Below are 22,908 nucleotides of genomic sequence, written 5' to 3' on the forward strand. Positions count from 1 at the left end.
TGGCCTTCAGCCTAACCCAACCCGGGTCGGCGGGGGAGGAAGAGGCGCGTTTCCTCGCCCTCCGGGCGGCGGCGCCCAGTTCCATCGTGGCAGATTCCCGGGTCGTGTCAAGGCCGTCGCGAAGTCAACGTCCATGAATCCTTTGATTCGACCGGGGGCCTCCGCCGGGGCCGTAACGGCCGCCGTTTTCGAAATCCGCGAAATGCCAGGAATCTCACCGCGGGGCCGTTTCCACGATGGCCGACGCCCCGCCGACCGGTTATCCTGAAGGGAGAGCGATGACCCGGGCCGCCCGCGAACGGCGAGTCCCGGGAATCCCGTCTCCTTTCGCGAGGTGGGCCGACGCCGTCCGCGTCCGACGGGCGGGACGCACACTTCCAGGGGCCAAGCGTCGTCGACGACCGCTTTGCCGCGGGCCGAAAGGGCCCTCGACATCCCCGGCGCGACCATGGGCGTCGCGGCGGCCCCCACGTCACCCCACAGAGGGATGAGAGGTCCGATACCGATGAGCGAGTCACTGCCGAACTCCTCGAACCTGGGCGGCTGGCAGAAGGCCGCGGCCAAATTCGCCCCCGAACACAAGGTCGAAAACCTCGACTGGAAGACGCCGGAAGGCATCGACGTCAAGCCGTTGTATACGTCGCAGGACGTGAAAGACCTGCCGTACGCCGACACCCTCCCCGGTTTCGAGCCCTTCGTCCGCGGCCCCCAGGCCACGATGTACGCCGTCCGCCCCTGGACGATCCGCCAGTACGCCGGCTTCTCCACCGCCGAGGAATCGAACGCCTTCTACAAGCGCGCCCTCGCCGCCGGCGGCCAGGGGGTCTCCGTGGCCTTCGACCTGGCGACCCACCGCGGCTACGATTCCGACCATCCTCGGGTCCAGGGCGACGTCGGCAAGGCCGGCGTGGCGATCGACTCGGTCGAGGACATGAAGATCCTGTTCGACGGCATCCCGCTCGACAAGGTCTCCGTGTCTATGACCATGAACGGCGCGGTCCTGCCGATCCTGGCCGGCTACATCGTCGCCGCCGAGGAGCAGGGGGTCACGCTCGACAAGCTCTCCGGGACCATCCAGAACGACATCCTCAAGGAGTTCATGGTCCGCAATACGTACATCTATCCGCCCGAGCCGTCGATGCGCATCGTCGCCGACATCATCGAGTACACGGCTCATAAGATGCCGAAGTTCAACTCGATCTCGATCTCGGGCTATCACATGCAGGAGGCCGGCGCGACCCAGGCCCTCGAACTCGGGCTCACGCTCGGCGACGGCAAGGAATACGTCCGGACGGCCCTCGCCAAGGGGCTGGACGTCGACGAATTCGCCGGCCGGCTGAGCTTCTTCTTCGCGGTGGGGATGAACTTCTACCTGGAGGTCGCCAAGCTCCGCGCCGCGCGGCTGCTCTGGTGGAAGATCATGAAGGAGTTCGACGCCAAGAACCCCAAGTCGATGATGCTGCGGACCCACTGCCAGACCTCCGGCTGGTCGCTCACCGAGCAGGACCCCTACAACAACGTCGTCCGCACGACCATCGAGGCCATGGCGGCCGTTTTCGGCGGCACCCAGTCGCTGCACACCAACTCGTTCGACGAGGCCATCGCCCTGCCGACCGACACCTCGTCCCGCATCGCCCGCAACACCCAGATCGTCATCCAGGAGGAGACGCACATCTGCAACGTCGTCGATCCCTGGGCCGGCTCGTACATGATGGAGAAGCTCACCCAGGAGGTCGCCGACAAGGCCTGGGCGATCATCGAGGAGGCCGACAAGCTCGGCGGCATGACCAAGGCCGTCGCCTCGGGCTGGGCCAAGCTCAAGATCGAGGAGTGCGCGGCCGAGAAGCAGGCCCGCATCGACTCCGGGCTCGACGTCATCGTCGGCGTCAACAAGTACCGATTGGCGAAGGAAGACGCGGTCGAGATCCGGGAAATCGACAACTCGGCCGTCCGCGACTCGCAGATCGCCCGACTCAAATCGATCCGCGCCGGTCGCGACGCCGCGGCCGTCCAGCACGCCCTGGACGAACTCGCGATGGTCGCCCACGACGGCAAGGGGAACCTTCTCGAGGCCGCCGTGAAGGCGGTGCGGCTGCGGGCGACCGTCGGCGAGATCTCGGACGCCCTCGAAAAGATCTGGGGCCGTTTCCGCGCCAACAACCAGGTGATCTCGGGCGTCTACGGCGCGGCGTTCGGCAAGGACCAGGAGTGGGACGAGCTCAAAAGCGACGTCGAGAAGTTCGCCGCCGAGGAAGGCCGTCGCCCCCGCGTGATGATCGCCAAGTTGGGGCAGGACGGCCACGACCGCGGCGCCAAGGTCGTCGCCACGGCGCTCGCCGACTTGGGCTTCGACATCGACATCGGTCCCCTCTTCCAGACCCCCGAAGAGGCCGCGCGTCAGGCTGTGGAGAACGACTGCCACGCCGTCGGCGTCTCGACCCTCGCCGCCGGGCACAAGACGCTCGTCCCCGAGTTGATCAAGGCCCTCAAGGATCTGGGTGCTGACGACGTCTGCGTCTTCGTGGGCGGCGTCATCCCCGCCCAGGATTACGACTTCCTGACCCACGCCGGCGCGGTGGGGATCTTCGGCCCCGGCACGCCGATCCCGACCTGCGCCAAGCAGATCCTCGACGCGATCCGCCGGACGCACGTCCCGGCCTGATACCGCGACCGTGACCGATCCCGGCGGCCTCACGACCAGGCCGGGGCGGAATCCCGTCCCGGCCTTCGTACTCCACCCGACCGCTCCTCCCGGATCCCAGAGCCACCATGTTGAGCGATCCCGCGGAACCGCCCCGCGAACCCTCGGCCCTCCCGGCGGGGCCGACGGACGACGACCGACCGAGCAAGGCGACCCTCGACGAAGCGGACCGGGCGCTCGTCGAAGGGGTCCTCAAGCGACAGCCCCGCGCCCTCGCCAAGGCCATCACGCTCGTCGAGTCGACCCGAAGCGACCATCGTCGTCGCGCGGCCGGGGTCCTCGACGCCCTCCTGCCGCACACGGGCCGATCGATCCGGCTGGGGATCAGCGGCTCGCCCGGGGCCGGCAAGTCGACGTTCATCGAGGTGCTCGGGCTCGAGCTGATCCGGCTGGGGCATCGCGTGGCCGTCCTCGCCGTCGACCCGTCCAGCTCGATCTCGGGCGGCTCGATCCTGGGCGATAAGACGCGCATGGAGCGCCTGTCGGTCGACCCCGACGCCTATATTCGGCCTTCGCCCTCACGGGGCTCTTTGGGCGGCGTGGCCGACAAGACGCGCGAGGCCATGCTGATCTGCGAGGCCGCCGGCTTCGACGTGTTGCTGATCGAGACCGTCGGCGTCGGCCAGTCCGAGACGACCGTCGCCGGCATGGTCGACGCCTTCGTCCTGATCCAGCTCCCCAACGCGGGCGACGACCTCCAGGCGATCAAGAAGGGGATCGTCGAGGTCGCCGACCTGATCGTGGTGAACAAGGCCGACATCGACCCCGACGCCGCCGAGCTGGCCCGCCGCCAGCTCGCCGGCGCCTTGTCGCTGCTGCGACGTCCCACGGCCGGATGGAGGCCCGTCGTCGTCTCCGTCAGCGCGGCCAGGAATCAGGGCATCGACAAATTCTGGGGCGAGGTCGAACGGCTCCGCGCGGCGCTCCAGGAGAGCGGCGAGCTGGATGAGAAGCGTCGCCGCCAGTCGGTCGACTGGATGTGGAGCCTGATCGACCAGGGCCTCCGCAGCCGATTCCGCGAGAATCCCCGCGTCCGACGCGAACTCGAGCCGGCCAGCCGTTCCGTGGCCGAGGGCCGGACGACGGCCGCCGCGGCGGCCTACCGCCTGCTCGATTTCGTGGAGGCCGCCGGGCCCTGATCCCTACGCGACGAGGCCGCCGAGCGAGATCGCCATGCACGAGATCGTCCGCCAACTCGACGAGAAACGCGCCTCGGCCCGGATGGGCGGGGGCGCGAAGCGGATCGCCGCGCAACACGCCAAGGGCAAGCTCACCGCCCGCGAGCGGCTCGAGCTGTTGCTCGACCCCGACTCGTTCGAAGAGTGGGACATGTTCAAGGGCCACCGCTGCACCGACTTCGGGATGGCGGACGACGTCATCCCCGGCGACGGCGTCGTGACCGGCTACGGGACGATCAACGGCCGCCTGGTCTTCGTCTTCAGTCAGGACTTCACCGTGTTCGGCGGCTCGCTCTCGGAGGCCCACGCCGAGAAGATCTGCAAGATCATGGACCAGGCGATGAACGTCGGCGCGCCGGTGATCGGCCTCAACGACTCGGGCGGCGCGCGTATCCAGGAGGGCGTCGCCTCGCTCGGCGGCTACGCCGACGTCTTCCTGCGCAATGTCGAGGCGTCGGGCGTCGTGCCCCAGATCTCGCTCGTCATGGGACCGTGCGCGGGGGGCGCGGTCTACTCGCCGGCGATGACCGACTTCATCTTCATGGTGAAAGACTCCTCGTACATGTTCGTCACAGGGCCCGAGGTCGTGCGGACCGTCACCCACGAGTCGGTCACGCCCGAAGAGCTCGGCGGAGCGGTCACGCACACGACGAAGTCGGGCGTGGCCGACCTGGCGTTCGAGAACGACGTCGAGGCCCTGATGATGGCCCGCCGGCTGTTCACGTTCATCCCCTCGAACAACCGCGAGAGCCCGCCGATCGTCCCGACCGAGGATCCGGTCGACCGCAAGGAAGCCTCGCTCGACTCGCTCGTACCCGACGATCCCAACCGGCCCTACGACGTCAAGGAGCTGATCCTCAAGGTCGTCGACGAGTGGGACTTCTTCGAGCTGATGCCCGACCACGCGAAGAACATCGTCATCGGATTCGGCCGGATCGGCGGCCGGAGCGTCGGCTTCGTGGCGAACCAGCCGCTCGTGCTGGCCGGCTGCCTGGACATCAAGAGCGCGATCAAGGCCGCGCGGTTCGTCCGCTTTTGCGACGCCTACAACATCCCGATCGTGACCTTCGTCGACGTCCCGGGCTTCATGCCGGGGACGGCCCAGGAGTACGCCGGGATCATCAAGCACGGCGCGAAGCTTCTGTACGCCTACGCCGAATGCACGGCGCCGAAGGCGACCGTCATCACCCGCAAGGCGTACGGCGGGGCTTACGACGTCATGTCGTCGAAACACCTGCGGGGGGACGTCAACTTCGCCTGGCCGTCGGCGGAGATCGCCGTGATGGGCCCGAAAGGCGCGGTCGAGATCATCTTCCGAGAGGAGAAGGGCGACCCCGACCGGATCGCCGGCCGCGAGCGCGAGTATCGCGAGAAGTTCGCCAACCCGTTCATCGCCGGCCACCGCGGCTTCATCGACGACGTCATCATGCCCCGCGAGACCCGGAAGCGGCTGGCGCGATCGCTGGAGATGCTCCGCAAGAAGAAGGTCGAGCGGCCCTGGCGCAAGCACGGCAACATCCCCCTCTGAGACTGAGCCCGGCATGTTCCAGAAGATCCTGATCGCGAACCGGGGCGAGATCGCCTGCCGGATCGTCCGCACCGCCCGCAGGATGGGGGTCGCCACCGTCGCGGTCTTCTCCGAGGCCGATCGCGACGCGCTCCACGTCGACATGGCGGACGAGGCCGTCGCGATCGGCCCGCCGCCGCCGCGGCTGTCGTACCTCGACGTCGATCGGATCGTCGCCGCCTGCAAGCAGACCGGCGCGGAGGCCGTCCACCCCGGCTACGGGTTCCTCTCCGAAAACGAGGCCTTCGTGCGCCGGCTGGACGCCGAGGGGATCGTCTTCATCGGGCCGACGGCCGACGCGATCGCGGCGATGGGCGACAAGATCGCCTCGAAGCGGATCGCCCGCGAAGCCGGCGTGAACGTCATCCCGGGCGTCGACGAGGAGATCGCCTCGCCGCGGCGGGCCGTCGAGATCGCCCGCGAGATCGGCTATCCGGTCATGATCAAGGCGTCGGCGGGGGGCGGCGGCAAGGGCCTGCGCGTGGCCCGCGACGACGCGGCGGTCGCCGAGGGCTACCAGGCCTGCCGCGCCGAGGCAGCCGGCGCATTCGGCGACGACCGGGTCTTCATCGAGAAGTACATCGAACACCCGCGCCACATCGAGATCCAGGTCCTGGCCGACGCCCTCGGCGCGACCGTCCACCTCGGCGAACGCGAGTGCTCGCTCCAGCGGCGGCACCAGAAGGTCATCGAGGAGGCCCCGTCGCCGTTCCTCGACGACGCCACGAGACTCGCCATGGGCGAGCAGGCCGTCGCGCTGGCGAAGGCCGTCGGCTATCGCTCGGCCGGCACGGTCGAGTTCGTCGTCGGCAAGGATCGGGGCTTCTATTTCCTGGAGATGAACACGCGGCTTCAGGTCGAGCACCCCGTCACGGAGATGATCACGGGGCTCGACCTCGTCGAGAAGATGATCCGGATCGCCGCCGGCGAGCCCCTGGGCTTGACCCAGGACCAGGTTCGTCGCGACGGGTGGGCGATCGAGTGCCGGATCAACGCCGAGGATCCGTTCCGCAACTTCCTGCCGTCGACGGGCCGTCTCGTCCGCTACCGGCCGCCCCACGAGGAAGCCGGCGTCGTCCGCGTCGATGCGGGGGTCGTCGAGGGCGACGAGATTTCGATCCATTACGACCCCATGATCGCCAAGCTCGTCACCCACGGCTGGACCCGGAAAGAGGCTATCGGGCGGATGCACGAGGCGCTCAACGCTTTCCTGATCCGGGGCGTCGCGTCGAACCTCGCGTTCCAGTCGGGGCTGACGCGGCACCCGCGGTTCCTCAGCGGCGACATCGACACGGCGCTGATCGCCGAGACCTACCCCGACGGCTTCCACCCTTCGAGCCTCGCCCACGAAGACCCGCTGCTGTTGGCGGCCGTCGCCGCCTACGCCCGCCGCCGCTACATCAAGCGGGCGACGGGGACCAGCGGTCAGCTGGAGGGCCACGCCCGCCGGGTCGACGCCGACTGGGTCGTCATCACCCCCGAGGGCCGCTACCAGCTGGCCGTGTTCCTGGACGCCCAGGGCTGCGAGATCCTTTACGAGGGCAAGGTGCACCACCTCAAGACGAACTGGAAGCTCGGCGACCCCCTCCTGAAAGGGACGTGGGACAAGAACGCGATCTGCGTCCAGGTCGAGCGGATGGGCCTGAAGTACCGGATCTCGCACTGGGGGACCCAGGTCGACGCCGTCGTCATGACGGCGCGCGCCGCGGCCCTCCTCGACCTCATGCCCCAGAAGCCGCCGCCGGACCTTTCGAAGCTGCTCCTGTCGCCGATGCCCGGCCTGCTGGTGGAGGTCGCCGCGACGACCGGCCGGGTCGTCCGAGCAGGCGAGATCCTGGCCGTGGTCGAAGCCATGAAGATGCGGAACGTCCTCAAAGCGGAGCACGACGGCGTGATCGCCGAGGTGCTCGCCGCGGCCGGCGACAGCCTGGCCGTCGACCAGCCGATCCTCCGCTTTGAGTGAGCCGTCAAATCCGGTTGGGCGTCGGGTCGGTCAGGCTTGAACGGATGAACCCCGAATCGGCCGGGGCCTGGTAGTCGATCGCCGCCAGGTCGGGCGTCTCGATGCGTCGGTAGCCCTGGATCCGGCTCTCGAGGGCGACGTCGAGCACGCCGCCGGTCAACTGCGTGCGTCGCACGGGGTAGGGAGGCGAGCCGCTGCGGAAGAAGTCTTCGACCCGCAGTACCAGCGGGTTGAAGAAGCTCGCTCCCGGGGGCGCTGGGAGATACGTCAGCGTCGACACGATCGACTCGCGGCCCGCGCCGTCGACGGTCCGTACGGCCACCGTCGTGTCGTCGACGTGGCCGTTGAGGATCAGGACCGTGCCGCGGAGGCCGTCGACGTATTCGACGACGAACGCGACGGGGACGTCCAGGATCGTCTCCTTGTCGCGGACTCCGGGACGCTTGAAATCCTTCGTGTTCTGGCGGACGTCGCCCGGGTTCACCGTGTGACTGCGTCCCAGGGCGTGAGTGAGCAATTCCCACGACCAGACGCCGCGGTCGCCGGCCTCCCAGACGGCGTCGCCTTCCAGGTAGGTCACGGCAGCGACCCCCTGCGGCATGCCGCGAAGGTCGCGACGCTCGGCCATGACCTGGAGCGTCTCGAGCGCGTGGAAGCCGAAGATCTCCAGGTTGCCGCGTGACGCCACCAGGACGTCCTTCATCGGCCGACCCAGGGGGATCTCCAGCTCGGGGAGCCGCCAGGTGACGGGCAGGCTGGAGCCGGCCATGAGCGGCACCTTGAGCGCGTCGGCCTGAGCGATCATCTCGGCGGCCTCGGCCCGACTGTATGAGAGGTGCTTGTCGATGAAGACCGGGGCGACGCGGCCCGAAGCCCGGAAGACGTCCAGGACTTGACGAAAATAGTCGTACCGGGGGTATAGCTTCTGGAGCTTCTCGTTGAGCGGATACTCGCCGTGCTCGGCGATCAGCAGGACGGCGTCGACCGCGAGCCGGCCCGTCCCGAGCGTCAGCGCGTCGGCGATCGTCGGGCTCTGGCGCACACCCTGCCGGGCGGCCTTGGCGCGACCCAGGTCGGTCGCGTCGGCCTGCTCGATGTACAGGCTGGCGACGTCGAACGGCGGCCTGTGCAGGTTCTGTTCGGGCGTCCGACCGGGCCCGCCGTCGTAAACCGGGAAGCCGTCGAGGAACCGACCGACGATGTGGTAGCCGTGCGAAAGGTAGAAATACGTCGAAGCCAGCGCGGCGATCTTGGGCCGCCGCGCGGGCTCCTCCGCCGCGCCCATGGCGCCCGGACCCAACCCCGCCCCCACGCCGGCTGCGACGCCGAGCCCTTCCAAGAATCCACGACGCGACGTTCCCGACTTCACGGCGATCCCCCTTCGATGATCACGTTTCAACTCCGGCCCGAGCCGACGCCGTCCGGCTTGCCCGCCGGCGACGTCGCGGCGGCCTTCGCGAGCGCATCCAGATCGTCCTCGGTCGTGACGCTGATGTATTGCGGCGACCGCCAGTCCACGCTCATCAATTCGGCCCAACGGTTCAGCTCGGGCACGGTCTGGCAGACGATCTTGAGCGTCGCGGTGATCGGCATCGCCAGGATCAGGCCCGACAGCCCCCACAAGTAGCCCCAGAAGAGGCAGGCGATCAGGACGGTCGTGCCGTTCAGGTCGAGCGACTTCCCCATGACCATCGGCGTGACGACGTAGCCCTCCACGCCCAGGACCGCCAGGTACATCGCCGCGACGATCAGCGCGTCGCCCAGCGAACCCGTCTGCCCCAGCGCGATGAGCGTCGGCAGGGCCCCGCCGGCGAGCTGGCCGATGTAGGGAATGTAGTTCGTCACCGCGGCGAACAGTCCTAACGACAGCGCGAAGTTGACCCCCAGGAACCAGAGTCCGAGCGCCACGACCAGGCCGACCCCCAGGTTGATGATCGTGCGGGCGATCAGGTAAGCCCGGACTTTCCGCGTCACCTGATCCAGGATCGACCGGGCGTTGCGTCCCGATTCGGGCGTGCGGGCGAAGAATCGCAGGACCTTGGTCGTGAGCATCTCGCTCTCGATCAGGAGGAAGATCACGAGCACGAGGACGATGAACCCCTGGACGACCCAGGCGGTGACGTCCGTCAGCCCCACGCTCAGCTTCTCGATCAGGAGCGCCCGGTTGGTGTCGCCGAGGCGGTCGATCGTCCCGGGCTCGGGCAGGATCACCCGCAGCGAGGGCTGGTCCCGGATCAGGTCCGTGATCCGCCTGCTGACCTGGCCGGCGAGCCGCTCGATGTCCGTCGGCAGGGTGTTGGCGGCCTGGATCAGGCTCTCGGCGGTCAGGCTGGCGAGGTAGAGGGCCCCCAGCACGATCATCAGGAAGACCGCCAGCACGCCGAAGGGTCCATAAGGCAGCCGCCGACGGAAGAACGCGGCGAGCGGCGAGAAGATGCTGGCCAGCATCAGGGCGAACGCGACGGGCGCCACGATCGGCTTCAGCAGGTAGAGCGCGGCGACGACCCCGAGGACCGCCAGCACCACCTGGGAGGACGCCGCGTACTTCGCCGCTCGATCCAAGACGACTCTCCCGGTGACGGGGCCCAGGGAACGGTCGGATCCGACCGCAGGGGACGGGCCCGTCCATCATCCGGCCCGCTCGCCCGGTCCGCAAGCCCGGCGACGGCCGCCGACCGCCCCGCTGCGAGGATTGCTGGAAGCGTCGAGACGTGCTCACCACATATCACCATCGGCGCCGACGCGGCCCGGCTCGTCGGCACGGGCGGTGGGGATGTTCGGGGCTTGCCGGATGAAGAACTTGCGACGGAGATGACGGCCGACGGGGCCTGGCTCGCGCCGGCCGCGCACGCCGGCGATCAGCCCCTTTGACCCGGGTCGGCGGGGGGAGTACGATCCATGGTGAAGACACGATGATGGCGACGAGACCCCTCGGGCCCGCCGCGTATCCTTTCTCAATTCTTGGTGCGAAAGGGAGTCGATCATGCCTCTCTTCGAGGTCGAAACGACGTCACATATCATGATTGCGTCGGCCGACGATGAGGCCACGGCCCGGTCGTTCGCGCAGACGAACTACCCGGCCGAGGAGATCATCCGGGTGGCCCATCGTCCCCGCGACGCCTGGGTCATCTCCAAGAATCTGCTCGGGGTGCAGTCCGACGTCGACCCGTGCTCGGCGGCCCGGGAATGCCTGGCCAAGGCCGCCGGCGACAAGCTGCACGCCGTCCGGCTGTACATGCAGAAGACCGGGGCGGACCTGGAACAGGCCCGCAAGGTCGTCGAGACGAACATGTCGCGCGGCTGGTGAGCGCGGGTCGCCGGTCCGAGGAGGGCCGGCCGGACGCGCGCCGATGCGGTCGACGTCGTGGACGCGAAGGATTCCCCGAGGTCGGGCCTTCCCGATCGATCCCCGGAAACGTCGGGGCGACGAGAGAGCGGGCCCTTTCGGCCCATCGGCAGCCCGGGGCGCGAGAATTGTATATTCGGAAGATCGCCCGATGAATCGTGAACGTCACGAATCCTCAAGCCGCATCCGCGACCGTCGCCCGAGTCGACGGCCCGCCACGCCCTGAAGGAGGGGTCCCATGCCTCGGGTCATCTCGTTGATCTTGGGAGGGGGAAGGGGCACGCGCCTCTACCCCTTGACCAAGTCGCGGAGCAAGCCCGCGGTGCCCATCGCCGGGAAGTATCGTCTCATCGACATCCCCGTGTCGAACTGCATTCACTCCGGGCTGCACCGCATCTTCGTCGTCACCCAGTTCAACTCCGTCAGCCTCCACCGCCACATCTACAACACCTACAAGTTCGACCCGTTCGAAGGCGGGTTCGTGGAGATCCTCGCCGCCCAGCAGACGATGCAGAGCGAGACCTGGTACCAGGGGACCGCCGACGCCGTCCGCCGCAACATCCCCTACTTCACGGACAAGGACTACGACCTGGTGTTGATCCTGTCGGGCGACCAGCTCTACCGGATGGACTTCCAGGAGATGATCAAGACCCACGTCGAGAACAAGGCGGTGGTGACGATCGCCGCCCTGCCGGTGCCCGAGTCCGAGGCCCGCTCGTGCGGCGTCATGCGGATCCAGGCCGACGGCCGCGTCATCGACTTCGAGGAGAAGCCGAAGACGCAGGAGAAGCTCAACCGCGTCCGCACCGACCCCAACTGGCTCGACAAGCTCGGCCTGAAGGCCCACGGCCGGCCCTACCTGGCGAGCATGGGCATCTACGTCTTCAACACCAAGACGCTCGTCGACCTCCTGGCTTCCAGCAACGCGACCGACTTCGGCCACGAGCTGCTCCCGCAGATCATCACCCAGCAGCGCGTGCAGGCCCACCTGTTCGACGGCTACTGGGAAGACATCGGCACCGTCGGGGCCTTCCACCAGGCCAACATCGACCTGACCCTGGACCACCCCCCGTTCGACTTCACGCACGGCGAGCAACCGATCTTCACCAGGCCCCGATTCCTCCCCAGCTCGCGAATCCTGGGCGCGACCGTGCGCAACAGCCTGATCTGCGACGGCTGCGTGATCGGCCGGGGCTCGGTCATCGAGAACTCGGTGATCGGCGTCCGCTCGATCATCGGCGACAACGTCACGATCCGCGACTCCTACCTGATGGGGGCGGACCTCTACGAACAGCCCGACGACGTCAGGCGGAATCAGGGCGAGGGGATCGTGAACCTCGGCGTCGGAGCGGGGTCAGTGATCGAGCGGGCGATCGTCGACAAGAACTCGCGGATCGGCCGCAACGTCAAGGTCGTCAACGAGACCGGGATCGTCGACTCCGAGGAATGCCCCACCCACGTGATCCGCGACGGCGTCGTGGTCGTCCCCAAGCATACGATCTTGCACGAAGGCAGCGTGATCTGACGGCGAGAGTCCGCCGAGGCGGGCGGAAGGATCCGGGTCGAACCTGCCGAGGAGGACTGCGTGACGACGGAGCCCGCGATCCGCGTGAAGGACCTGCGCAAGGAGTATCCCGGCCGCGACGGGCCGGTCCACGCCGTCGCCGGCGTCGACCTGGAGATCCCTCCCGGCGAGTGTTTCGGCCTGCTCGGCCCCAACGGGGCGGGCAAGACGACCACCGTCGAGATCCTGGAAGGCCTGAACCGTCCGACTTCGGGCGAGGTCGAGGTCCTGGGCCGACGCTGGGACGTCGAGCCCACGGCGATCCGCGAGCGGATCGGCGTGACCTTGCAAGAAACGCGTTTCCCCGACAAGGAGACCGTGCGCGAACTCCTGACCGTCTTCCGGAGCTTCTACAGCCACGGCCTGACGGTCGACGGGGCCATGGCGCGGGTCTCGCTCGAATCCAAGGCCAACGCCCTGATCGAGCAACTCTCCGGCGGCCAGCAGCAGCGCCTGGCGGTGGCGGTCGGGCTGATCGGCGACCCCGAAATCCTCTTCCTCGACGAGCCGACCACCGGCCTCGACCCCCAGTCTCGCCGACAGCTCTGGGACGTGATCCTCGACCTCCGGGGCCGGGGGCGGACCGTCCTGTTGACGACCCACTACATGGACGAGGCCGAGCGTCTCTGCGACCGCGTGGCGGTCATCGACCAGGGGAAGATCATCGCCCTGGGATCGCCCGCCGAGTTGATCGCCAAGCTCGGCGGCGAGCACGTCGTCGAGTTCGGCGTCGAGGGCGAGCCGATCGATCCCGCGACGTTCGCCGCGCTCGACTCGGTGCTCGCCGCCCGCGCCGAGGCCGACGGCTACTCACTGACCGTCGGCGAGCCCCACCGAGCCATCCCCGCGCTGCTGGACGCACTGGACGAGGTGGGCCGCCCGCTCGCCCGCCTGACGACCCGCCACGTGAGCCTGGAGGACGTCTTCGTCGCCCTCACGGGCCGTCGCCTCCGCGACGACGAGATCGAGGAGCCCGCCGTCGGCGGCCGCAACGGCCGTCGCTGGGGGCGAAAGGCCCGCGCCGCCCGCTGAACCGGTCGGGCCGCGCGGCCCGGGATCCGACGCACCGCATCAAGGATCGTGCATGCTTCGCAATTCCCCCTTCGTCCAGCTCTATCTCGCCCGCCTGAGAGAGTTCATCCGCCAGCCCGCGCGGATCTTCTGGGTCTACGGCTTCCCGATGCTGTTGGCGATCGTCCTGGGCTTCGCCTTCCAGAGCCGCCCCCCCGCACCAGTCGCGGTCGACGTCGTCGAAGGGCCGGGGCTGGAGAGGGTGCGGTCGGCCGTCGCGGCCCACAACGACCGGCTCAAGTCGACCGCCGCGACGGCGGCCGGCGCGGCGACGGCGATCATCCTGGACGTCCATCCCGAGGCCGACGCCCTGAACCGCCTGCGGACCGGCCGGACGCCGGTGGTGGTCACTCCGGGGGAAGGCTCGGCGGTCACCTACCGCTACGACCCGACCCGGCCCGAATCGGCCGCCGCGCGAGGGGCGATCGACGACGTCCTCCAGAGGGCGGCGGGCCGCGTCGACCCGATCGCCTCGAACGACGTGCTCGTCACCGAGCCCGGCTCACGCTACATCGATTTCCTCATCCCGGGCCTGATCGGCCTCAACGCGATGGGGGGCGGGCTCTGGGGGGTTGGATTCTTCCTCGTCAACCTTCGCATCGGCAAGCTGTTGAAGTGCTACGTCGCGACCCCGATGCCCCGGCGCGACTTCCTCGGGGCGATCCTGGCGTCCCGGATGACCTTCCTGCTCCCGGACCTCGGCGTGCTCTTGCTGCTGGGCGTGCTCGCCTTTCACATGCCGATCCGCGGCAGCCTGGCCCTGGTCATCCTGCTGGACGTCGTGGGCGCGCTGGCGTTCGCCGGGCTGGGCCTCCTGATCGCCAGCCGGGCGGCGACGACCGAGACCGTCAGCGGGCTCATGAACCTCGTGATGCTGCCGATGTGGCTCCTCTCGGGAGTCTTCTTCTCCTCCGAACGGTTCCCCGCCGTCGTCCAGCCGATCATCCAGGCCTTGCCGCTGACCCAGCTCGTCGGCGGGCTCCGGCTGGTCCTGCTGGAAGGGGCCGGCCTGGGACGGTTCGAAGTCTGGCGAGCCCTGGCGATCCTCACCGCCTGGGCCGTGGGGACCTTCTGGCTCGCCCTCCGGCTCTTCAAGTGGACCTGAGTCGTACTCCCGCGGCCGGCGGAAGGTCGGCCGCTTGAAGACGAGACCCAGGTCGTGCAGCCAGCCCCGTCGCCAGGACGTCCCCGCGAGCGGCGGGATGGCCGGCTCGTCGAGCACGTGGCCGAGGAACGTCGCCTTCGCGAGGACCTCGACGTCCACGAACGACGAGCCCGACTGCAGCGGGATCTCCCGAAGCTTCTCCGCCCGGTGCAGACGGAACGGCGAATGGACGTCGGCGATGGGGACGCCGAAGACGACCTGGCGGACGATCCGGGCGAGGCGACGACCGAAGGCGCCGGCCGGCGACGTCGGTCGACCCCCGACGACGTGGTCGGCCTGGTCGAGCGCCTTGAGCAACGGCCCCCAGTGCAGAGGATTCGGCGGTCCGACCGCCGTGGTGATCGCGACGATCGGATGCGACGCGGCTCGGAGCGCGTCCTGGACCAGGGCGTTCAATCGGGGCGCCGACCGGTCGAGGGCCTCGAAAACGACTTCGATGGGTCGGCCCGAGGATCGCAGCCAACCGACGCTCTCGTCCCAGGCGGTCGAGACTTCAGGAGCGAGCGGAGCGTCATGAAGGACGATCAGGCTGACTCCGACGACGCCCATCGGCTCGCGATGGAAATGCGCCGCGAAGGGATCGTCGGGGTCGAACGGCTCGGGCGTCGTCATGAGACCTGCGCCGGCGCTTCCTTCGTCTCATACGAGGCCGCCTCGGCGAGCCAGGCGTTCAAATCGTCCGTGTAGGCGGCCTGGAGCTTGGCCGCGATCGGGCCGGGTCGACCAGATCCGACCGGGCGGCCGTCGATGGTGGCGACGGGCATGATTTCGGTGGACGTCCCGACCAGGAACACCTCGTCGGCCTTGAGCAGTTCGGCGAGCGTGACGCGACGTTCGACGAACGGCACGTCGATTTTCTTCACCAGGCGCTGGGTGAGGTGGCGGGTCATCCCGATCAGGATCTCGTGCCCCTCGGGCGTCCCCTCGATGCGGCCGTCGCGGACCCAAAGCAGGGACGTGTGCGTGGCCTCGGTGACGTGGCCTTCGGCGTCGATCAAGACCGCCTCATAGGCCCCCTCGCGATGGGCCGATTCGTTCGCCAGGACGTTTCCCAGGAGGTTCGTCGTCTTGATGTCGCAGCGCTTCCAGCGGATGTCCGGCCGGCTGACGATCGGCACGCCCGACTTGCGGAGTTCGGCCATCGGGCCGTCGTCGTACGGGCGGACGATGATGACCTCGGTGGGCTTGACGGGGGGGTGCGGAAAGGCGTGCGTCCGGGGCGCGACCCCGCGGGTGATCTGGACGTAGACCAGGCCTTCCTTCACGAAACTCGCCCGGATCGTCCGGTAGATCCGCGCCACGAGCTGGTCGAGGTCGTAGGGGGGGAATTCCAGCTCCTTGAGGCTGCGTTTGAGCCTCGCGAGATGGTCGCCCTCCAGCCAGCAGCGGCCCTGGTAGATCCGGCAGACCTCATAAACCGAGTCGCCGAAGAGGAAGCCCCGGTCGTAGATCGGGACGGTCGCCTGTTCGGGCGCCATCAGGTCCCCATTGACGCAAGCCAAGTCGCCCATCCGCTCGATCCTTTCGCAAGTCGTCGACGCACCTTCACCACGGCCAGGATAACCCCCGGTGGTCGCGTGGGGCAATGGCGGCGGGGAGGGGGGGCGGTCAGCTCTCGATGACCTCGCTGCGCGGGTACGAGCCGAGGACGTCGAGGCGTTCGCAGCGCTTGCGGATGGAGTCGACGGCCTTCTGGACGATCGGGTCGTCGATGTGCCCCTCGACGTCCAGGAAGAAGAGGTAGGCGGGATTCTTGTCGCCGGCGGCCGACGGGATCGGGAAGGACTCGATCCAGGTCATGTTCACCCCCATCTTCTCCAAGGGGGCGATCGTCTTGACGAGCGAGCCGGGATCGTTGGGGATTCGGGCCATCAGCGTCGTCTTGTCACGGCCGGTGCGGGCCTCGGGGGTTTCGGCGATCACGGCGAACCGCGTGACGTTGTTCGACTGGTCCTCGATGTTCTCGGCCAGGATGTTGAGCCGATACGCCTGGGCGGCCGGCTTGCTGGCGACGGCGCCCGCGAACTCCTCGCGCTGAGCCAGCTCGGCCGCGGCGGCCGTCGAGACGACCTCGATCTTGGCCGCCTGGGGCAGATTCTTCCCCAGCCAGTTGCGGCACTGCGAGATCGCCTGCGACTTCGAGTAGACCCGGCGCATCTGGCTCCACTCGCAGCGGCCCAGCAGGCAGTGGTGGATCCTCAGTCGGACCTCGGCCCGGATCTTGAGGTTGGGCAGCTTGGTGAACATGTCGAGCGTGTCGGCGATGCGGCCGTCGGTCGAGTTCTCCAGCGGCACGATCCCGAACTGGACGTGACGGCGGTTCAACTCTTCGAAGACCGCGGCGATCGAGCCCAGCGGCACATGCTCCACGGCCTCGCCGAATTTGGCCACGGAGGCCAGGTGGCTGTAGCTGTACTTGGGCCCCAGGCAGGCCACGCGGAGCGTCCGCTGCAGGGAACGCGTCCCGCTCATCAGCTCGCGGAAGATCAGCCGCAAGGTGTCCTGCGGCAAGGGCCCCTGGCTGGCCCCGAGGACCTTGGCCAGCACCTCCTCCTCGCGGGCCGCCGAGAAGATCTCCATGCCGTTGGAGTTCTTGACCTTGCCGATTTGCACGGCGATCTCGGCGCGACGGTTGAGGATCGCGACCAGTTCCTTGTCCATGCGGTCGATCTCGCTGCGTAGAGACGCCAGGGAAGGCGTTTTCTTCGCATCCGGAGGCTCGGCCGCGGCGGCGGGAGTGGACGATGCGGGAGGGACCGGCGATGAGGACTTGCGGGCCATCGGTACACTCGGAGAAAGACCAATCCATCCGGCGGGCAGGCGCGACCGGCCTCGATCCAGCTCATACGCGCCGGGCTCGACGCGGCCGAGAACCCTTCGCGTCGCCTGGGCTTGGACGCAAGGTTCACGTGGATAAGGTATTAAAAGAATAGTCGACCTCTGTCAAGCAATTTCCCCGGCGACCGGCAGTGGATTCTCTCGGCCCATGGGATCCCCTATGATTGGGTTTGAGTCCTCGGCATAGAACGCGGGACGTTGTCGCACGACTGCCAAAACGGCGGTGAGGGGAAAGCCACTTGAGAGCGACTGCTATATCGGCAGTTGCAGATCGAGCAAAGGAGCGATGCCAAGAATATCCTCGTTTCCATAAACCACTAGCATATAGCCATTTAGATAAAGTTTTCGAGAAAAAAATCGGTCTGGCACGACGCTTGCGATTCTGGAGATAGCATCGGTTGAGACTCGGTTGACCTCTTGATGAACGGCCGTCGGCCGGCGAATCCGATTCGGAACGTGAGCGTCGTTCCCGGTCTGGTCGCCTCGCGCAACGTCGTGACGCGCGGGTACCCTCGTCACCGCTCAACGTGGAAGAAGGAGATCGGACGTGGCGGAAGGTGAGAAGATCATCGGCATCGACCTCGGGACGACCAACAGCGTGGTTGCGGTCATGGAAGGCGGCGACGTCACCGTCATCCCCAATCAGGAGGGGAGCCGGCTGACCCCCTCGGTGGTCGCCTTCTCGTCCAAGGGCGAGATCCTCGTCGGCGACCCGGCCAAGCGGCAGGCGATCACGAACCCCGCGGGCACCGTCTACTCGATCAAGCGGTTCATGGGCCGGCGCCACGAGGAAGTGGGGTCCGAAGAGAAGATGGTCCCCTACAAGGTCGTGGGGGGCGCCTCGGAATTCGTGAAGGTCCACGCCAACAACAAGGACTACACGCCCCCCGAGATCTCGGCGCTCATCCTGCGCAAGCTCAAGGAGGCCGCCGAGAGCTATCTGGGCCACAAGGTCCGCAAGGCCGTGATCACGGTCCCGGCCTACTTCAACGACAGCCAGCGTCAGGCCACGAAGGACGCCGGCCAGATCGCCGGCCTCGAAGTCGCCCGGATCATCAACGAGCCCACGGCGGGCGCCCTGGCGTACGGCCTGGACAAGAAGAAGAACGAGAAGATCGCGGTCTTCGACCTCGGCGGCGGCACGTTCGACATCTCGATCCTGGACGTGGCCGACGGCGTCTTCGAGGTCCTCTCGACCAACGGCGACACCCACCTGGGCGGCGACGACTGGGACGAGGCGCTGATCAACTTCATCGCCGACGAGTTCAAGAAGGACCAGTCGATCGACCTGCGCAAGGATCCGATGGCCCTCCAGCGCCTGAAAGAGGCCGCCGAGAAGGCCAAGAAGGACCTCTCGTTCCAGACCCAGGCCGACATCAACCTGCCGTTCATCACGGCCGACTCGTCGGGCCCCAAGCACCTGACGATGACCATCACCCGTGCCCAGTTCGAGAAGCTGACCGACAGCCTCTTCGAGCGCTGCCGCGGACCGGTCCTCAAGGCGCTCGACGACGCCAAGCTCAAGCCGGCCCAGATCGACGAGGTCGTCATGGTCGGCGGCTCCACCCGCATGCCGCGGGTCCAGCAGATCGTGAAGGAGATCTTCGGCAAGGACTCCCACAAGGGCGTCAACCCCGACGAGGTCGTCGCCGTCGGCGCGGCGATCCAGGGCGCGGTGCTCACCGGCGAGGTCAAGGAAGTCCTGCTCCTCGACGTCACGCCGCTGTCGCTCGGCCTTGAGACCAAGGGCGGCGTCATGACCGTCCTGGTCCCCCGCAACACGACGATCCCGACGGAGAAGAAGGAGACCTTCACGACGGCCGAGGACAACCAGTCGGCCGTCACGATCAAGGTCTACCAGGGCGAGCGGCCGATGGCCCAGGACAACCGGGCGCTCGGCGAGTTCAACCTCGAAGGGATCCCGCCGGCCCGCATGGGCGTACCCCAGGTCGAGGTGACGTTCAACATCGACGCCAACGGCCTGCTCAACGTCACCGCCCGCGACAAGGCGACCGGCAAGGAGCACACGATCCGCATCGAGTCGTCCGGCGGCCTGAGCAAGGAAGAGATCGAGCGGATGAACCGCGACGCCGAGGCGAACGCCGCCGAGGACAAGAAGCGGCGCGACCTGGCCGAGGCCAAGAACAGCGCCGAGCAGAAGGTCTACCAGCTCGAGAAGCTCCTGGAGGAGAACAAGGACAAGCTCGGCGACGCCGACAAGTCCGCCCTCCGGGCCGCGATCGACAAGGTGAACGAGGCCAAGAAGGGCGACGACGCCGCCGCGATCAACCGGTCCGTCGACGAGATGTCACGGGCCGCGCAGGCGATGTCCGAGCACCTCTACGCCGCGGCCGGCGCCGGGGCGGGGGGGCCGGGCGCGGGCGCCGCGGCCGGCGGGGGCGCAGAGGCCCCGGGCGGCTCCGGCTCGAAGCCCGACGACGTCATCGACGTCGAGTTCGAAGAGAAGAAGTAACCCGCCGGGACCCGAGCGGCGTCCGACGACCCCGGGACGAGGCCCCGACTCCGTCGGACGCCTCGTCCCGTTTTCACGCGCGTCCCGCGCCTCCGGCGACGGGCCGCGGAATCGCCCGAACCCGAAGTCGCATGGAGACGTAAAAGAATATTACCTCCCACGTGCGTCGAGGGGCGGACGGCCCGCCGCCCGACGCGTAACCCGAAAGGCGGTCGACCCTCATGGCGTTCCGATTCGACAAGCTCACGCTCAAGAGCCAGGAGGCGATCCAGGCCGCCCAGGCCCTCGCGAGCGAGCGCAGCCACCAGCGGCTGGAGCCGATGCACCTCCTGGCGGCGCTGCTGGACCCCAACCAGCAGGTCGTCCGGGCGCTCTTCACCCAACTCGGCATCAACTCGGCCCAGGTCCTGAAGGCGGCCCAGCAGGGGCTCGAGACGCTCCCCCGCGTCACCGGCGGCGAGGTCTCCATCGGCCCCGACCTCGCGGCGGTCCTCGAAGCCGCCCAGTCGGAAGCCGACCGGATGAAGGACCAGTACGTCTCGGTCGAGCACCTGCTGCTGGGCCTGGCCAAGGTCAAGAGCCGGACGCAGGCCCTGCTGGAATCGCTCGGCGTCACGGCCCCCGAGTTGCTCAAGGCCCTGCAGAAGGTGCGCGGCGGCCAGACGGTGACGGACCAGAACCCCGACGACAAATACCAGGCCCTGGAGCGTTACGGCCGCGACCTGGTCGAGGCCGCGCGCATGGGCAAGATGGACCCGGTCATCGGCCGCGACGCCGAGATCCGCCGGGTCGTCCAGGTCCTCAGCCGCCGCACCAAGAACAACCCGGTCCTGATCGGCGAGCCCGGTGTCGGCAAGACGGCGATCGCCGAGGGCCTGGCCCAGCGGATCGTCTCGGGCGACGTGCCCGAGAGCCTCCAGAACCGCAAGCTGATCGCGCTCGACATGGGCGCCCTCGTCGCCGGGGCCAAGTACCGCGGCGAGTTCGAGGAGCGGCTGAAGGCGGTCCTCAAGGACGTCACGGATTCCGAGGGCCGCATCATCCTGTTCATCGACGAGCTGCACCTCGTCGTCGGCGCGGGCAAGGCCGACGGCGCGATGGATGCGGCGAACCTGCTGAAACCGGCCCTCGCCCGCGGCGAGCTGCGCTGCATCGGGGCCACGACGCTCGACGAGTTCCGCGAGCACATCGAGAAGGATCCGGCCCTTGAACGGCGGTTCCAGCCCGTGTTCGTCGGCGAGCCCTCGATCGACGACACGATCGCCATCCTACGCGGCATCAAGGAGAAGTACGAGGTCCACCACAAGGTCAAGATCAAGGACTCGGCCCTCGTCTCCGCCGCCAAGCTGGCGTCGCGCTACATCACCGACCGCTTCCTCCCCGACAAGGCCATCGACCTCGTCGACGAGGCCGCCAGCCGGCTCTCGATGGAGCTGCAATCGGTCCCGACCGAGATCGACGTCCTCCAGCGCCGGCTGCTCCAGCTCCAGCTCGCCCAGCGGATGCTGGCGAAGGAGGAGGAGGAGCACGCCCTCGACCGACTCGCCGAGGTCGAGGCCGACATCGAGCAGGTCGAGAAGCAGCTGCAAGACCTGCGTCGCCAGTGGGAGATGGAGAAGTCCGGGCTGGGCGACGTCCAGAAGGTCCGCGAGCACCTCGAGTCGATCAAGAACGACTACGGCCGGCTCTGGGACGAGATCCGCCAGAAGCAGCAGCACGGCGATCGGCCCGACGAGTCGCAGTTCCAGAAGCTGGCCGCTCTCGACTCCGAGCGCAAGGCGCTGGAGAAGCGGATCGCCGAGAACGAGGCCGCCGGCGAAGAGCAGCCGAAGGAGAAGACCCATCGCCTGCTGAAGCGCGAGGTCGACTCCGAGGAGATCGCCGAAGTCGTCAGCCAGTGGACCGGCGTGCCGGTCTCGCGGATGCTCGCCACCGAGCGCGAGAAGCTGCTGAAGCTGGAGGACCAGATCCACCTGAGGATGGTGAATCAGGAGGACGCCGTGCGCGCCGTGGCCGACGCCGTCCGCCGCAGCCGCGCCGGGCTCCAGGACCCGAACCGGCCGATCGGCTCGTTCCTGTTCCTCGGCCCCACCGGCGTCGGCAAGACCGAGCTGGCCAAGGCCCTCGCCGAGTTCCTCTTCGACAGCGAGGCCTCCATGGTCCGCATCGACATGAGCGAATACGGCGAGCGGCACAACGTCGCCCGGCTCATCGGCGCGCCTCCGGGCTACGTCGGGTATGAAGAGGGCGGCCGGCTGACCGAGGCCGTGCGCCGGCGGCCCTACTCGGTGATCCTGCTCGACGAGGTCGAGAAGGCCCATCGCGACGTCTTCAACGTGCTGCTGCAGGTGCTCGACGACGGCCGCCTGACCGACGGCCAGGGCCGCACGGTCGATTTCCGCAACGCGGTCATCATCATGACCTCGAACCTGGGCAGCCACGTCATCGCCGACCTGTCCGCGAAGGGGGCCGACGAGGCGACGATGCGGAACCAGGTCCAGGAAGTCCTCCGTCGCGAGTTCCTGCCCGAATTCCTCAACCGGATCGACGAGACGATCATCTTCCACCCGCTCGGCCGCAAGGAGCTGGCGCAGATCGTCGTCTACCAGCTCAAGCGGCTGGAGCACCAGCTCGCCGAGGCCAACCTGGCGATCCGGATCACCGACGCGGCCCGCGATCGGCTCGCCGAGGAGGGCTTCGATCCGACCTATGGAGCGCGCCCCTTGAAGCGAGTGATCCAGCAGCGGCTGGCCAACCCGCTCGCCAGGGCGCTTCTCGACCAGCGGGTCAGCCCGTCCGACGTCGTCGCGATCGACTGGGACGGGAAAGAGTTCACCTTCACGCCGACGAAGTCGTGAGCGAGCCATGACGGCTCCCCTCCCGACCGGCCCGCCGGTCGGGAGGGGAGCCTCGCGGCCGCTTATTCACCTCGTGCGCGTCGCCCGGCCGTCCGGTGGTTTCTCGACGTCGACGCGACGGGTATAGTGGCGCGTGTCTGGCCGACGTTCCGCGTCCTCGATTCCACGTCGAGGACGGGCGTCG

At 68.1% G+C, this 22,908-nt stretch carries 14 protein-coding genes; 10 read left to right on the plus strand and 4 right to left on the minus strand.

What is annotated here, in order from left to right; translation table 11 throughout:
• The first annotated feature begins 505 nt into the window (after positions 1-505).
• The 4 genes from scpA (at position 506) to PZE19_RS07250 (ending at position 7,409) form a co-directional block, all read left to right on the plus strand.
• The gene (scpA, locus tag PZE19_RS07235; RefSeq protein ID WP_277859905.1) at positions 506-2,662 is read left to right on the plus strand and encodes a methylmalonyl-CoA mutase; all 2,157 of its coding nucleotides are present in this window, start codon (positions 506-508) and stop codon (positions 2,660-2,662) included.
• Positions 2,663-2,769: 107 nt separating this feature from the next.
• Entirely contained in the window at positions 2,770-3,840 is a 1,071-nt protein-coding gene (meaB, locus tag PZE19_RS07240) for a methylmalonyl Co-A mutase-associated GTPase MeaB (RefSeq protein WP_277859906.1), read from the plus strand.
• 34 nt (positions 3,841-3,874) lie between these two features.
• The gene (locus PZE19_RS07245) at positions 3,875-5,407 is read left to right on the plus strand and encodes an acyl-CoA carboxylase subunit beta (RefSeq protein WP_277859907.1); all 1,533 of its coding nucleotides are present in this window, start codon (positions 3,875-3,877) and stop codon (positions 5,405-5,407) included.
• A 13-nt stretch (positions 5,408-5,420) separates the two neighbouring features.
• On the plus strand, positions 5,421-7,409 hold the full coding sequence (locus PZE19_RS07250; RefSeq protein ID WP_277859908.1) for an acetyl-CoA carboxylase biotin carboxylase subunit: 1,989 nt from the start codon (positions 5,421-5,423) through the stop codon (positions 7,407-7,409).
• A 4-nt stretch (positions 7,410-7,413) separates the two neighbouring features.
• Here PZE19_RS07250 and PZE19_RS07255 read toward each other — a convergent pair whose 3' ends face one another.
• Together PZE19_RS07255 and PZE19_RS07260 are read right to left on the minus strand one after the other, a co-directional pair.
• Positions 7,414-8,778, minus strand: a complete 1,365-nt coding sequence (locus tag PZE19_RS07255) for a hypothetical protein (protein ID WP_277859909.1) — start codon at positions 8,776-8,778, stop codon at positions 7,414-7,416.
• Positions 8,779-8,804: 26 nt separating this feature from the next.
• Positions 8,805-9,971, minus strand: a complete 1,167-nt coding sequence (locus tag PZE19_RS07260; protein WP_277859910.1) for an AI-2E family transporter — start codon at positions 9,969-9,971, stop codon at positions 8,805-8,807.
• A gap of 421 nt (positions 9,972-10,392) precedes the next feature.
• Between PZE19_RS07260 and PZE19_RS07265 the strand changes: the two genes are divergently transcribed.
• From PZE19_RS07265 to PZE19_RS07280, 4 genes are all read left to right on the plus strand, one after another.
• Positions 10,393-10,716, plus strand: a complete 324-nt coding sequence (locus PZE19_RS07265; RefSeq protein ID WP_368411262.1) for a DUF6793 family protein — start codon at positions 10,393-10,395, stop codon at positions 10,714-10,716.
• Between the two features lie 277 nt (positions 10,717-10,993).
• On the plus strand, positions 10,994-12,280 hold the full coding sequence (locus PZE19_RS07270) for a glucose-1-phosphate adenylyltransferase (RefSeq protein WP_277859912.1): 1,287 nt from the start codon (positions 10,994-10,996) through the stop codon (positions 12,278-12,280).
• Positions 12,281-12,340: 60 nt separating this feature from the next.
• Positions 12,341-13,351 (plus strand): ABC transporter ATP-binding protein, encoded by a 1,011-nt coding sequence (locus PZE19_RS07275; RefSeq protein ID WP_277859913.1) that lies wholly within the window; start codon positions 12,341-12,343, stop codon positions 13,349-13,351.
• A gap of 52 nt (positions 13,352-13,403) precedes the next feature.
• The gene (locus PZE19_RS07280; RefSeq protein ID WP_277859914.1) at positions 13,404-14,495 is read left to right on the plus strand and encodes an ABC transporter permease; all 1,092 of its coding nucleotides are present in this window, start codon (positions 13,404-13,406) and stop codon (positions 14,493-14,495) included.
• Positions 14,496-15,163: 668 nt separating this feature from the next.
• Here the strand turns inward: PZE19_RS07280 and PZE19_RS07285 are convergent.
• A complete protein-coding gene (locus tag PZE19_RS07285) occupies positions 15,164-16,066 on the minus strand; it encodes an aminotransferase class IV (RefSeq protein ID WP_277859915.1) in 903 nt (300 codons plus the stop codon).
• Between the two features lie 97 nt (positions 16,067-16,163).
• On the minus strand, positions 16,164-17,336 hold the full coding sequence (gene pheA, locus PZE19_RS07290; protein WP_277859916.1) for a prephenate dehydratase: 1,173 nt from the start codon (positions 17,334-17,336) through the stop codon (positions 16,164-16,166).
• Between the two features lie 604 nt (positions 17,337-17,940).
• Here pheA and dnaK point away from each other — a divergent pair.
• The gene (dnaK, locus tag PZE19_RS07295; RefSeq protein ID WP_277859917.1) at positions 17,941-19,866 is read left to right on the plus strand and encodes a molecular chaperone DnaK; all 1,926 of its coding nucleotides are present in this window, start codon (positions 17,941-17,943) and stop codon (positions 19,864-19,866) included.
• Between the two features lie 221 nt (positions 19,867-20,087).
• Positions 20,088-22,724, plus strand: coding sequence for an ATP-dependent chaperone ClpB (gene clpB / locus PZE19_RS07300; RefSeq protein ID WP_277859918.1), 2,637 nt, complete (start codon positions 20,088-20,090; stop codon positions 22,722-22,724).
• Positions 22,725-22,908 lie beyond the last annotated feature (184 nt).

Source organism: Paludisphaera mucosa (genome assembly GCF_029589435.1).
GTDB lineage: Bacteria > Planctomycetota > Planctomycetia > Isosphaerales > Isosphaeraceae > Paludisphaera > Paludisphaera mucosa.